Source organism: Roseivirga misakiensis (genome assembly GCF_001747105.1).
Classification (GTDB): Bacteria; Bacteroidota; Bacteroidia; order Cytophagales; family Cyclobacteriaceae; genus Roseivirga; species Roseivirga misakiensis.
The window spans coordinates 2,425,657-2,439,519 of sequence record NZ_MDGQ01000005.1 but is presented as its reverse complement, the minus strand read 5'-3'; the positions used below and the strand labels follow the sequence as shown (position 1 = coordinate 2,439,519).

Genomic DNA, 13,863 nt, shown 5'->3' with positions numbered 1-13,863 from the left:
AGGTTATCCCAGAATTGAATTAAAAAATAGTTGTGAATCGAGCTAATAATTCAATGCTCTGGAGGGGGGACGGGTATTTCTTGATAAAGCCTGAGGAGTCGGTGGCTTTCATGCTCGGCATTTGAGCACAGGTTCCCTTGCATCGATTCAATAGAAGCAAACTGATTTTTTGGATTTTCTGAAATACTCTTCTCGTTCTCCTCTAACTCATTATCCTTTTCGGATTCTTTTTCAGAGTCATTCTCAAAAATCTCTAAACCGTCAATTTCAGCAATAGAAAATAGGCCACTGTCTAACACCAGAAGGTTAGAGAAGGAAAGTAACAATACAATCGCTGTGGCTTTAATCAATGCTTTTGCGTTCTAAAAGTTAAAAACGTCGCGTCCAATCGCGGGTTTATTAAATCGATACAGGTCAATAATTAATTGACCAACAACCTAAAAATACAACTAAACGTCCAAATTTCTATTCTTAATAACATCAATCGCCATATAAATAGCCGATCGCATGCTCTGTTCATGAGCAATGCCCTTACCTGAGATGTTATATGCGGTACCATGGTCAGGGGAAGTTCTCACGATTGAAAGTCCAGCTGTAAAATTGACTCCATCCTCAAAAGCTAGTGTTTTGAAAGGTATCAACCCTTGGTCATGATACATGGCTAAAATGCCGTCAAATTTGGCATAGGTACCATTGCCGAAGAAACCATCGGCAGGATATGGACCATAAACTAGATGCCCTGCGTCCTTTAATTCCTTGATCGCTGGGGATATAATTTCTTCCTCTTCGGAACCCAACAAGCCATCTTCACCCGCGTGTGGATTCAAACCGAGAATGGCCACTTTAGGTTTTCGAATGCCAAAGTCTTTTTTAAGCGATTTAAGCATTAGGTTACCTTTTCTCAAAATAACTTCCTTCGTTAGATGCTCTCCAATTTTAGTTAATGGAATATGACCAGTGGCGACACCAATTTTTAAGTGTTCATTACACAAGAACATTAGGCTGTCTTTAGCGCCAAATTTTTCCGTAAAAAACTCCGTATGACCTGGGAATTTAAATTCTTCGGATTGAATATTGTTCTTGTTAATTGGAGCCGTAACGATGCCTTGAATTTTATCATTTTTCAGGTCTTCACTCGCTTTCAATAAAGCCGCTAGCGCCAATTCTCCCCCTTGCTTAGTTTCTTTGCCAGTATTTATAGTCAGATCGGCATCGACGCAGTTAATGACGTTTAACTTTTTGGGGTTAACCTGATCAATTGATTGAATTTGGTTAAAACTAAATTTCTCTCGATCCAAGAGTTTTTTATAGTGAGAAAGCGCTTTACCATGGCCATAAACTAGAATAGTGACGTATTGAAAAAGCTTATTATTCTCTACGGCCTTGATGATTACCTCTGGACCAATACCATTGATGTCTCCAATGGTAATGCCGATGATTGGGTTAGTTCTTTTGTCTCTTTTTTCCTCGTTCATATCTTCTTACAAAAAAGCTATTAGTTTTTACTTTCGATCGAAAGGCTCATTTTTGCGCAAATTAATGTTTTTTACCTAAGTTGTCTTCATGTCATCAGTACGCCCCAAGAAACACCTCGGTCAACACTTTTTAAAGGATTTAAGCATAGCCGAAAGAATCGCCGATGGGCTTACTGGACATGGTGAATACAACACCATTTTGGAGATAGGTCCTGGTACGGGGGTACTTACACAGTTCTTATTAAAAAAAGAGTTCGAGACTTGGGTAGTTGAAGTAGATCATGAGTCTATAGATTATCTCAAAAAGCATTATTCGTCGTTGAGTGATCGGATCATTTCAGGGGATTTTCTCAAGCATAATTTTTTTGCCAATACTGGAACACCACTAGCTGTGGTTGGTAATTTTCCATACAATATTTCTTCTCAGATATTTTTCAAGGTCTTAGATCATCACCAAGAAATTCCTGAAGTGGTTTGTATGATCCAAAAAGAAGTTGCCGAAAGGCTGGCTTCACCTCCTGGAAATAAAACCTATGGAATTTTAAGCGTACTACTGCAAGCCTACTACGACATAGAATACTTGTTTACAGTTAAGCCTAATGTTTTTAATCCACCACCAAAAGTGGATTCAGGTGTGATTAGGCTTAAACGGAACAAAATCAAGGCTTTAGATTGCGACGAAGCTTTATTTAAAAGGGTTGTAAAAGCTGGCTTTCAAATGAGAAGGAAAACGTTGCGCAATGCTTTAAAAGCTATAAATTTGCCAGCTGAGTTATCCGACCATCCAACACTTGCTTTAAGGGCGGAAACACTATCGGTAAATCAGTTCGTAGCACTAACAAATCTAATTTCGTCGTGTCAGCAGAGCACTTAGCATTTGAGCTTTCCAAAGAGTTTTTGGAATCCATCGTTCAAGCTGTTGAACGTAAAGATGCGGCCTTTATCGCCAGCTCACTGGAAGGGGTGGATCCAGCTGATATTTCCCTTTTACTCGATGAAGCCGATTCTGAACAGGCCAAGTACGTCTTGGAGGTGCTTAACAATGAAATCAGTGCTGATGTAATTGAAGAATTTGAGGAGGATACTCGTAAAGAGTTCTTAAATGAGTTGAGCTCAGAGGAGATTGCACAATACATCGAGGAAATGGAATCCGATGATGCGGTTGATGCCATTAATGACTTACCCGTTCGGACGCGCGAAGAGGTGATCGCAGCGATCAAGGACGAGGAAAGCGCAGCGCACATTCAAGAACTCATGCGCTATGACGAAGACTGTGCAGGTGGTCTGATGGCCAAGGAAATGGTTGTGGCCAATGTCAATTGGAACATTCAGCAAACCATTGAAGAAATTAGGCGCCAGGGTGAAAATGTTGAAAAACTCTATTCCATTTATGTTGTCGATGATAACGAAAAGCTTCTGGGCAAAGTCTCAGTCAAAAAAATTATCCTGGCCAATGCTAAAACTCAAATAAAAGATATCTACGATGAGGATATCAAATCGGTAGAGACTTACCTGGATGAGGATGAAGTGGCCGATATTATGCAGAAGTATGACTTGGTCGCCGTACCAGTGATCAATCTGCAAGGGAAACTAGTCGGTAGAATTACCATTGACGATATCGTTGATGTAATCACCGAACAGGCCGAAGAGGACATGCAATTAATGTCTGGTATTTCCAATGATGTGGAGGAGGATGACAGCATTTGGGCAATTTCAAAGGCTCGTCTGCCTTGGCTACTTGTGGGACTGATCGGTGGGACTTTCGGGGCATGGGCAATCGGCTTTTTTGAAGGAGATTTGGAGAAAAACGCTGCTTTGGCATTTTTTATACCATTGGTTATGGCTACTGGTGGAAATGTCGGGATTCAGTCCTCTACACTGGTTGTTCAAAGTTTGGCAAATAAATCAGCCTTTGAGGAGTCATTTGGTCGTAGAGTCGGGAAAATGTTACTCGTGGCATTGCTCACAGGCGTTGTATTGGCAGCCATTAGTTTTGGTATAGTCTTATGGTGGAAAGGTGGCGAAGAAGGTTTACCAAGTGTAGTGGCTATATCTTTGATTTGTGTCGTGATGCTTTCCTCTTTTATGGGGACAGCTACACCTTTAATTTTGGACAAATTCGGTATTAATCCAGCCCTTGCCTCAGGACCTTTTATTACTACTACGAACGATATTTTAGGAATCATCGTTTACCTAGCCATAGCAAATCTTTTACTACTTTAATTTATGCGTAAAAAGTGCCTTATAGTGGACGAGATGCACAAAAGCATCTGTGAATTACTATTGGAAATTGGTATAGAACCGGTTTACAAGCCAGAACTAGATAGAGCAGGTATTCTAGAAGAAATTGGAGTCTATCATGGTATCCTCATCCGAAGTAAAACATCTGTCGATAGAGAATTGGTTGACCGTGCGGGAAAACTAGAGTTTATCGGAAGAGCAGGTGCAGGTTTGGACAAGATTGACGTGGAATACGTGGAGTCTAAAGGCATAGAAATCCTAAATGCTCCTGAAGGAAACAGAGATGCTTTAGCTGAGCATGCTGTTGGCCTTTTGCTTAACCTATTAAACAATATTAATCGTGCCGATCAAGAAGTTAGAAACTGGATTTGGGACCGAGAGGGGAATAGAGGTGTAGAGCTTAGTGATAAAACCGTTGGGATTATTGGTTATGGCTACATGGGGCAAGCTTTCGTCCAGAGACTTAGAGCGTTCGACTGCCGCGTATTGGTCTATGACAAGTACAGAAAAGGATTCGGTACGAAAAACGTGGAAGAGGTAAGTCTAGAAAAAATGTTTGCCAAGGCAGATATTCTAAGTTTACATATTCCATTAAATGAGGAAACTCGTGGCTGGGTAGGTGAAGATTTTATCAACCAGTTTAATAAAGATATTTACTTGCTAAATACTGCCCGCGGTGAGATCATTCCTATTCAGGATATGATCAGTCTGTTAGATTCTGGTAAAGTATTGGGAGCTGCCTTGGATGTATTGGAGAAAGAAAAGTTCGATCAGTTATCAGAAGTTGAGAAAACCAGATTCGAAAATCTATTTCAACGAAAAAATGTTGTTTTATCTCCACATGTAGGAGGATGGACCTTCGCATCATTCAAGCGAATTAATGAGGTTTTGGTAGGAAAGATAGCCACACATTATCGCATTGATTGGAATGCTTAAACTTTAAGGTTTAGTAAATTTTAGCTAAATTTGAAGTCTAATCGCCTGATACGGCGATTTTATTTGTTTAAAGGAAACGGTTTCATTCGAGGCCGTTCATTGTTTATAGAATACAAAATTTAGAATTATGGCAGGTGTCAGTTATTACACTGAAGAGGGATTGCAGCGATTGAAAGATGAGTTGCATGAGTTAAAGACAAAGGGAAGAGCCGATATGTCTAAGCAAATTGCTGAGGCCAGAGATAAAGGTGATTTGAGTGAAAATGCTGAATACGATGCAGCGAAAGACGCTCAAGGATTAATGGAAATGCGAATTGCGGAGCTTGGTACCGTGATTGGTAATGCTCGAATTAAAAAACAAGAAGATGTAGACCTTTCCAAGGTTTCAATACTCTCTACAGTCAAGATTAAAAATCTAAAGAATGGCATGGAGGTTAAATACACGTTAGTTTCTGAAAAAGAGGCTGATTTAAAAAGTGGTAAAATCTCTTACGAGTCACCTATTGGGAAAGGTATCCTAAATAAGAAGGTTGGGGAAGTTGCTGAAGTAGTAGCACCAGCAGGTAAAATGGAATTCGAAATCCTTGAGATTACTTTAGAGTAAGATGCCGAGTATCTTCACCCGAATTATTCAAAGAGAAATACCAGGTTACATCATCGCTGAAAATGATGATGCAATAGCATTTTTAGACATTAACCCACTTAATGAAGGACACACTTTAGTAGTGCCAAAGTTAGAGGTGGATAAATTGTTTGATTTGGATGAAGATACTTACCTCAAATTACAAGCATTCACGCACAAAGTGGCTCAGGCCATAGAAAAGGCTATACCCTGTTTAAGAGTTGGGGTAGCTGTAATTGGCATAGAAGTCCCACATGCTCATATACATCTTATTCCGCTGCATAGCATGAGTGATATCGATTTCAGCCGCCCAAAGCTAAATCTGAGCCCTGAGAACTTTGAAGAAATTGCCGTGAAAATCAGATCAGAAGTCTGATTCTTTTCATTAGAGGAAGTAAATCGTCATGCTGGTACGGTTTACATCATACCTCCTTACTTTATCTAGGTCATACTTGCGATTTCCATCAATTACCAAGAAGCCATTTTCGAGACTAAAGTCTTCTTGGTTAAAGAGGATTGAAGTCTCACCGAAATGGATCGTGATGTTATCGATTCGAAATTCATTAATTGCTGCTTGGAGTTCTGTCTGCATTTGTTCGCGATCCGTAACAACGTCTTCGCCACAACTAGCCAGAAAGAAAAATGAGAATAAAGTGAATAATGCGAGGTGTGTTTTTAAGCTCTTCATAAATAATATTATGGTTTAAGAATTGGTTGAATTTTAAACAATAATTATGCCTAGAATAGGTATTGAGATACTGATTTTGCATCCAAAACACGATCTAAACTTTTTACTTATACTGAAAAAACTACGACTTGGTTTTGGTTTGATAAGTCAAATCCTTTTTACCTGTTTTAGGATTCAACCCAGCCCATGATTGCATTGGCTACAAATCGAGGTTCTGGTGGTAAAGAGTAAATGTCAGACTCATAGTTTTTGTTGTAGGGGGAAATATTCATGATTTTGTCATCGACTACGAGGGTACTGCTCCCGCCCGGATCGAACCCCATGGCTTTATGCATCCCATACTTCATTAAAATATCGGCCATATCAAAGTGAGTGGCACCAACTGATTCGCGAATTCTTCCATTGACCATCAAAACCATTAGCTGGCCTGCTTTGGTAATGCCAACGGCAATTTTAGGGCCTCGCATATCGGTGAAATCCAATCTGGCGGCTTGTGTTTTAATAGAATTGGTAGTTTTCCAACCCTCGACTTCCATATTTAATATTTGTTTGCCCTGATCAATCAACATAGGGCCGGCCTCTATCGCATAGGATATTTCATCCCATCGGAAAGGAGAAGTCTCAGGTTCCACTAATTCTATATTGAGAGCTTTGCCTACTATAAAGTCGTCGGTGGAAAACAAATTAGCTGGAATAGATAAGGTTATGCCAACGGGAATTATATTAACTGATTCATTTTCGGAAGTACTGATGACTTCTTTAACCGTATTTCCTGCAATTCTCACGATAGTATTTCCATCGGCCTTGATCGTTTCATCGCTGTAAGAAAGGTCATAGAAACATGGGGCAGTTTTGCTATGGCGATTATAAAATTCTGCCTGAAAATCAAGAGTTTGCTTGACACTCTTAACACGGAGTCCGGCTGTACAATTGACGCGTCTTATGTCTACAGTACCATCCTTGTATATAATAAAGGCAGGTTTGTTAAAAAGCGGTGGACAGAAAACCTTGCCATTCATAATCAGCAAACCCAGCGGTGAGCCAATATAGGTTTCTGGTAGGCCTAGTTTCCCGACGAGTTCTGGATTAAGAATATATCCACCATTCCAGGCGAGTTCTATTTTATGCGGGTTATGGCTTTTTTTCTTATACTCTTTGATGAGTGCTGGAACGTTTTTTGGTTTATCGTTGGCGATGTGAGCAGCAAAACGCCATAAATGTTGTTTTGTATCCACCTCGGCGATAACACCACTCCAAGGCAGGCCATCGGCATATACACCACCGGCAAAAGAAGATTTTACCTTCTCTTGAATCTTTTCGCCATTTAAGTTTTCGCTCAGCTTGTTCAGGAGTTTATTAATTGGTGTGCCATTCTCAATAGCGTCTTTCGAAATAACTTTCAGCAGGGTTTCTTCACCCATTTTAGCTTTTAGATCATTATATAAATCACTCTTCAAGGCCAATTCAAAATCCTTGGCCGTTTGGACCGGTGTAGGGTAGGCCAAGGTGGTTCTCACGCCCGACGGGACAAACTGAATAAAACCACTACCTTTTGGTATACCCATGATTTTGGCCGTCATGTTGTCTAATACTTTACCGATGTGGAAGTGATCGATTTCTATAGTATCCGTCATCATAGCGGCATATTCTCCATTCGTTATAATGAAGCCTTTCGAGGCTTTTATCTCGCGTAAAACCTTAATGGCCTTAGCACCCATTTGTGGGAAATGAACTCCTTCCGACCATTGCTTGGTTTCAACAATCTGTACGATGCCAGCTTTGTATAAAAGGCCGAGCTCAGGTTCTTTATCGCTTTCCAGATATTCCTTAATGTTTGCACTAGAAAACCACTTCGTTAGCCTTGGTTCGTGAATGAAAATGTAGACTTTTTCCAGTCCATGCCCTTTAAGGTCCAGAACTTCTTTCGTTAACTCTTCTTCAATCGTTAATCGAAGCTGAGAACGGATAGGTTGTAGGACGAAGTATTCCAGTTCGTGCTTAATATAGCGGCCAGGGAAATAACTTTTTGGTACGTTATTCTTTAATTTTTGAGTGAGCGTTTTTCTATCATCAATGCCTAAAAACTCACTATTGGTCAATTGAAATAATGCTAATTCCCAATCGGCGAAGAATTGTGGGGCTAGGGTCAAGTCAGTTAAATGCGTCGGCTTAAAAACATCACTGTAGATCATGTTCACCAAACCTGTCAATTCTTGAAATGTAAATGCTTGGTAAGCGAACGATTTTTTATTTCTATGTCTGTAGGCTAGCGCATGATCGTGCCTTAATTCAGAAGTGCCATCTACATACTTAAAGATGTCATCTATGGCGTTATAGTAATCATGGGTAAGGGATAAGTTTTTATTGACAGCGTCTGGAATATCGCTTTCCATCATACGAGCGTAACTCATGATTTTTCCTCGAATGAGTTGTTCTTCCACTCTAAAAAAACTTGGGTCAATGAGGGATTTTAAGTAAATCATAAACGACAATCGACCATAACCAGGTAGATAGTGTCTGGTTTCTTTATTGAGGATAGCCTTTAGATCATCGTTTTCAAAATTGACAATTTCTTGATAGCGATTTAAGAGTTTAACTACCTGTGGGTTGACTTCTTCAGATATTTCTTTGAGCTGAATGTGCAATCTGGTTAGAATGGATTGCATATTCTTTTGCAGCGCTTCAATGCTATACCTTTTGATGATCACGTTTCTGTTATGCGTAACATCTACCATCCGATTCTGCGGGTAGAACACATGGTCACAAATTTTTTCAGCCAATCTTTTCGGAACTTTAGCACCCTTAAATTCCAAAACATTAAGTCTTAAAGATTTATCAAGGTGACGGCCGATTACCTCGTCATAGACTTCTCGCGGCTCATATTGGCGGCAGAAAATAGGCGTACCGCAGGCGGCAGCCTCTATAATTGGTAGTCCTCTACCTTCTGTCTGGCTTGGTAAAAGGATCAAGGAGGCAACATCGTAGAGTTGCTCGATATCTAATGGTTTTTTGAATTTTTTCTTGAACTCGTTTTTATCGAATTCGCTAAATAAAAAGCCTAAAAGCACCCTTGACTTAAACTGTTTGGGTAACTGGTTTAAAAAGGCTTCAAAATCAGACTTCAGCGCGCTGTAATAACCTTGCTGTCCGTGAGGAATTGGTCCTGATACAATTAGCGAGAGCTTTAACTGAGGGTTAGTGATGAATTTTTCAGTAAAGGCATCGTAAGAAAACAGTCGTTTGATAAGCTTGAAATTGAGCTCAATGGATTTTCTGCTAATCACTCTTGTAGGCTGCAAAAAGACGATGTTGTTATTGACAAAATCGAATTCTTGGATTGTCTTATGGCCGAGAAGAATTGGTTTAAGTGAACGTTCGCTATTGGTGTGTTTTACCGCTGCATGTACAGTAATAGTATCTTTTTTATTCGCAAAAATGGTAGAAACCTGCATAAACGCTTTGATAATATCACGCTTGCTCATCTGATGTAGCTTAGTATCTACAGCAGTGCCAATTAAAGCTACATTTGCTGGGTTGTGACCGTTTTTTTCAATGAGGTGATTCTGTTGAATTTGGTTGATGTTCACATTCATCCAAGATCTACTTTCCCAAGGGTAAATCATTTCGATGACCGAAAAGAACTCACCAACATGGGCATTGTGGAAGAAGAAATCACGAGGCCCTTTTTTTAGCCCCTTTTTCTTTCGTTCAATTTCTCTGTTACCGCCCTCCCAATAAAAATCATGATTGTTATTGATCACAGGTAGCCCTAAGTGCTCAGATATCAGTACTGTGGCTATGGCTAACGATACATTGCCAGGGTTAGAGCAAACATTGATCAAGTAGAGCAATGAAATATTATTTTCTTCAATGTAAGTGCCCAGTTTTTTGACTAACACGAGCACTTCAGCCCAAAGTTTTCCGATTAGCTGGTTGTATGCCGTACTGCCACGTTCCATCTTGATTTTAAAGAAATCCTCGTAGAGGGGCCATGCATCGAAGGCCTCCATTTCTGGGATTACTTTTTTAAAAGCAGTACCCGGAATCAGTTCATCAGCCTCTGGTTTAATATCTCCAGCTATAAAATGAATGGGGATGTCAGGGTATATACTCTTGAAAGTTTTAGCGTACTTTTCAGTTTCTACTGTAATGCCATCTATGGTGAAGTAGAATGTGAGAAAGGCTACTCCTCCAGTTTGAATGTAAGTGTCAAAAGAGTTTGAATCTCCTTTAAAAGATGCTTTTGATTGTTGCTCTTTGAATCTGTCAATGAATAAACCCAGATCAAACCAAGTGCCTATTTTTTCATTGTGGAGTTGTTCTATTAGGCCGTTGATCTTCGATTTATTTTTTATCATTCTTGTTTTTTTGGTGACTTAAAATGTGAATAGATGCTGGAGTTTTGACTCCAGTACATCGAAAGAGAAGTGTTGCTGGCCAAGTTTGAAATTGTACTCTCCAATTTCTCGGCACCGATCAGGGTTGTAAATGATCTCTGACATTTGCCGTACATGTTCATCGGTCAAATTGCTGTCTTCAATCATTACGGTTTCAAAACCTTTGCTCCCAATGTCCTGCATGTAAACAGGCTTATAGTTATTGACGAAGATTGGTTTTTTGGCCAGTACGCACTCTACGAAAGCATTGCCAAATCCTTCATAGGTGCTGAAATATGTACAAGCTCTGCCATGAGCATACACATCGGAAAGGTCTTTGTGATCTAGCACTTTATGTGCTGCAAAAATGACTTGACTGGATAAATTGAGGTCATGTATTTGATCGATCAGTTCGTTGTAGTACTCCTTATTTTCGTCGTCATTGTTGTTGCCAGTAATGACCAACTTGAGCTTTTTATCTTGAAGCTTATCTATTAGGGAAATAGCCGTTTCTATGCCTTTTCGCCTAACAATTCTGGTTACTTGAAGTAGGGCAATTTCATTTGGGGCAACACCGACGTCTTTCAAAAAGAATTTATTCTCCTCTGTCGGAATGCCATAAGACCTACTAAAGTCCATGACATTCGGTACCAAAGTTGCGTCAATGTCAAACCTGTTTTTAAAGGTTTCTACGCCAAACGTATTGATTACTGCATGCTTAACATTAGGTAAAAGCAAAGGGAAATTATCATCGACGTATTGATTGATTTCTGGATGTACCGAAACGTATCGTTCACCTCTTTCCCAGTGGAAGTCATGATCATGCGTAACGATCGGCAAGCCTGTATTCTGGATGAGTTTTTTAATGGCTACACCCATCGATAAATGGCAAGGTAAGGCCGATGCATTTTCTGAGAGTAAAACGTCAATCTTTTTCTCGGTTACCCAATCCCTCATTGCCTTTTCAATCATATTAGATGCGTTTTCTACATGATCGAGCAGCGGGTCAGGGTCATTATCGGGTTGAAAAAAAGCTTTTCTTTGACCCCATTCTGCTTCTACAGAAAAGAAAGATAGAGCTGGGAATAAGTAATCGTGTTCATGATCAATTTTCCAAGACTCAAACTCGCCGGACATAATAAAGACTTTATGCCCAAGCTTTTTCAGTACACTGATCCATTTTTCCGTTTCAAGAGCAACACCATCCACGCCGCCAATTCTTCCAATGATAATTCCAATTCTCATGTTAGGTTTCTGTTTATTCCAACCTGTTTAAAAAATGGTTTAGGTTGGTTTGCAGTAAGTGCTATCAGATGTAATCCGTTCAAGATTCTATATGGTCAACACAGTGTTGAATTATCTTGGGATTGCGCAAACCTGAAATGCTAAAATGTCGCTTATACCATACAATATAAATCCATACCCAGTAGGTACATAGTGATCTGCGAATGAATGCATGATATCGATTGCAGGGAATGACCCGGGTTTTGAGGGTTTAATTCGCTTTTGCCTATCTACTAAAGCCCTGAAAAAAAATGACTACTTCACCCTTCCTGGGTTATCACTCACAAAGTTTTTCCAACTTTTGGCTCGGCTTTGTGGACTGCCATTTTGAAAGTGATGACATACTGCTACTGCCAGAGCATCCGTGGCATCAAGCATTTTTGGAGCTTCTTTTATGTTCAGCAAAGTCTTGAGCATGGCCGCAACTTGTTCTTTGGATGCCGTTCCGCTACCTGTCACGGACTGTTTTACTTTCTTAGGAGCATATTCTGTAATTGGAATTTCTTTGGCCAAAGCCGCTGCCATGGCTACCCCTTGAGCTCTGCCAAGTTTGAGCATCGATTGCACGTTTTTTCCAAAAAACGGTGCTTCAAGCGCCACTTCGTCTGGCCCGAAATCCTCAATAATACTACTTACCCTGTCGTAGATTTTTTTCAGTTTTAATTCATGACCAGAATACTTACTCAAATGGATAACGCCGTATTGGAGCAGAGACAACTTTTTGCCAGTAATTTTCAATAGTCCGTAACCCATCACACTTGTGCCAGGGTCTATACCTAAAACTATTTTCTCCGAAATCACTGCCATCAGATCGCAATATAGTGAATACAATAAGTCAGTAATTTTATAATTACACTGTAATCGTATTTATTCGTATGTGATTGTTTTAATCCTCGTCTATTCCATTTACCTGCTCCTCATTATTGCCTTTACAGCATTATGGGCTAGGGGAAAGGCCTTTAAGGATCAATCAAAATATGCCCCAGTATCGGTTGTCATTCCATTTAGAAATGAAGCTCAGAACTTATCTCCCTTGGTTTCTAGCTTAAAGAATCAAACGCACCCAGATTTTGAAGTATTATTTGTGGACGATCATTCTGATGATAATGGCACTTCTGTCTTAGAAGACTTGCTTCAAGACGTCTCCTTTAAACATCGTCTGTTGAGTTTGAAGAAGGGAGTTGGAAAAAAGGCAGCCCTTGCGCTAGGTATATCGGAAAGTACAAATGAACTCATTATCACGACAGATGCAGATTGTGAAATGAGTTCAGAATGGTTAAAAGAGATGACTATTCCTTTTCACGATGAGAAAGTGAAACTACTAGTGGGGCCAGTTGGCCTACAAGGGAATAGTTTTTGGCAGCGCATGCAATCTATGGAGTCTACTGCCTTAATTGGAGTAGGGGGTACCATGATTTTTCATGGCAAGCCTACTATGGCAAATGGAGCAAATCTGGCCTATAGAAAAGCTGTATTTTCTGACGTGAATGGTTTTGATGGCATTAGTGGTACTCCATCTGGCGATGATGAACTCTTAATGCATAAAGTAGCGAACCGATATACTGACGGTATTGCTTTTTGCAAATCGAAAAAAGCGGTGGTGAAAACGGCTGCGATGGAATCTTGGCAACTTTTTAAGCAACAACGTTTGCGATGGGCAAGTAAATGGAATTATGGCAAGAGAGGCTCTACTATGGCGATCGCTTTGTTTGTGTTCCTAATTCAATTAGTACAAATACTACTACTCGGGCTCATTCTATTCAAAAATGACTTTACGTGGCAAGCACTAAGTTTAGTTGTTCTGCGGTTGTTGATCGAATTGATATTCCTTTGGTCAGTAAGACGATCCCTTGGGCAAAGAACTCACTGGCTACCGACATTTTTTAGCTATCTATTGTATCCATTCTATGCTATTTATATCGGAGTGGCTGCTAACTTTGGTACATTCGAATGGAAGGGAAGAAATTATAATGTAAAACAGGCAGAATGACAGATGAAGAATTTGACGTTTTAGACGAACTGTATTTTGTACAGCCTTTGGCCTATTTAACTGAGGAGCTTTCAATGTCTGCCGAGGAAATAAAACCAATACTAAAACAGTTATTGGAAAAGGGCTGGGTAAAGTGTTTACATAATATGAACGATGAGGTATTCGAGGATGAATTAAACTTTGATGCAGATTTCGAAAAATACTATTACCTAGCATCGAAAAAAGGGCTTTTAGCACACAATGGTAGATAA

At 39.8% G+C, this 13,863-nt stretch carries 13 protein-coding genes; 7 read left to right on the top strand and 6 right to left on the bottom strand.

Features of this window, described 5'->3' with window-relative positions; all coding sequences use genetic code 11:
* Positions 1 to 50: 50 nt before the first annotated feature.
* Positions 51 to 350 (bottom strand): hypothetical protein, encoded by a 300-nt coding sequence (locus BFP71_RS18325; protein WP_069836854.1) that lies wholly within the window; start codon positions 348 to 350, stop codon positions 51 to 53.
* A 99-nt stretch (positions 351 to 449) separates the two neighbouring features.
* Positions 450 to 1,475: a 4-hydroxythreonine-4-phosphate dehydrogenase PdxA gene (pdxA, locus tag BFP71_RS18320; RefSeq protein WP_069836853.1), complete on the bottom strand. Its 1,026-nt coding sequence runs from the start codon at positions 1,473 to 1,475 to the stop codon at positions 450 to 452.
* Positions 1,476 to 1,563: 88 nt separating this feature from the next.
* Between pdxA and rsmA the strand changes: the two genes are divergently transcribed.
* The 5 genes from rsmA to BFP71_RS18295 all read left to right on the top strand — a co-directional run bounded on the left by rsmA (position 1,564) and on the right by BFP71_RS18295 (position 5,650).
* Positions 1,564 to 2,349, top strand: coding sequence for a 16S rRNA (adenine(1518)-N(6)/adenine(1519)-N(6))-dimethyltransferase RsmA (rsmA, locus tag BFP71_RS18315; RefSeq protein ID WP_069836852.1), 786 nt, complete (start codon positions 1,564 to 1,566; stop codon positions 2,347 to 2,349).
* Positions 2,331 to 3,698 (top strand): magnesium transporter, encoded by a 1,368-nt coding sequence (gene mgtE / locus BFP71_RS18310; RefSeq protein WP_069836851.1) that lies wholly within the window; start codon positions 2,331 to 2,333, stop codon positions 3,696 to 3,698. Before rsmA ends, mgtE begins: the two co-directional genes overlap by 19 nt.
* Positions 3,699 to 3,701: 3 nt before the next feature.
* Positions 3,702 to 4,652 (top strand): NAD(P)-dependent oxidoreductase, encoded by a 951-nt coding sequence (locus BFP71_RS18305; protein ID WP_069836850.1) that lies wholly within the window; start codon positions 3,702 to 3,704, stop codon positions 4,650 to 4,652.
* Between the two features lie 127 nt (positions 4,653 to 4,779).
* A complete protein-coding gene (greA, locus tag BFP71_RS18300; protein WP_069836849.1) occupies positions 4,780 to 5,256 on the top strand; it encodes a transcription elongation factor GreA in 477 nt (158 codons plus the stop codon).
* Position 5,257: 1 nt separating this feature from the next.
* Positions 5,258 to 5,650 (top strand): HIT family protein, encoded by a 393-nt coding sequence (locus BFP71_RS18295; RefSeq protein ID WP_069836848.1) that lies wholly within the window; start codon positions 5,258 to 5,260, stop codon positions 5,648 to 5,650.
* A 9-nt stretch (positions 5,651 to 5,659) separates the two neighbouring features.
* Here BFP71_RS18295 and BFP71_RS18290 read toward each other — a convergent pair whose 3' ends face one another.
* From BFP71_RS18290 to ruvC, 4 genes are all read right to left on the bottom strand, one after another.
* A complete protein-coding gene (locus BFP71_RS18290) occupies positions 5,660 to 5,962 on the bottom strand; it encodes a hypothetical protein (protein ID WP_069836847.1) in 303 nt (100 codons plus the stop codon).
* A 167-nt stretch (positions 5,963 to 6,129) separates the two neighbouring features.
* A complete protein-coding gene (locus BFP71_RS18285) occupies positions 6,130 to 10,320 on the bottom strand; it encodes a phosphodiester glycosidase family protein (protein WP_069836846.1) in 4,191 nt (1,396 codons plus the stop codon).
* A gap of 18 nt (positions 10,321 to 10,338) precedes the next feature.
* Positions 10,339 to 11,583, bottom strand: a complete 1,245-nt coding sequence (locus BFP71_RS18280) for a glycosyltransferase family 4 protein (RefSeq protein WP_069836845.1) — start codon at positions 11,581 to 11,583, stop codon at positions 10,339 to 10,341.
* Between the two features lie 294 nt (positions 11,584 to 11,877).
* Positions 11,878 to 12,429, bottom strand: coding sequence for a crossover junction endodeoxyribonuclease RuvC (gene ruvC, locus BFP71_RS18275; RefSeq protein ID WP_069836844.1), 552 nt, complete (start codon positions 12,427 to 12,429; stop codon positions 11,878 to 11,880).
* A 70-nt stretch (positions 12,430 to 12,499) separates the two neighbouring features.
* On the opposite strand from ruvC, the gene BFP71_RS18270 reads away from it, so the two are divergent.
* Both BFP71_RS18270 and BFP71_RS18265 read left to right on the top strand, forming a co-directional pair.
* Positions 12,500 to 13,612: a glycosyltransferase gene (locus BFP71_RS18270; RefSeq protein ID WP_069836843.1), complete on the top strand. Its 1,113-nt coding sequence runs from the start codon at positions 12,500 to 12,502 to the stop codon at positions 13,610 to 13,612.
* The gene (locus tag BFP71_RS18265) at positions 13,609 to 13,863 is read left to right on the top strand and encodes a hypothetical protein (protein ID WP_069836842.1); all 255 of its coding nucleotides are present in this window, start codon (positions 13,609 to 13,611) and stop codon (positions 13,861 to 13,863) included. Before BFP71_RS18270 ends, BFP71_RS18265 begins: the two co-directional genes overlap by 4 nt.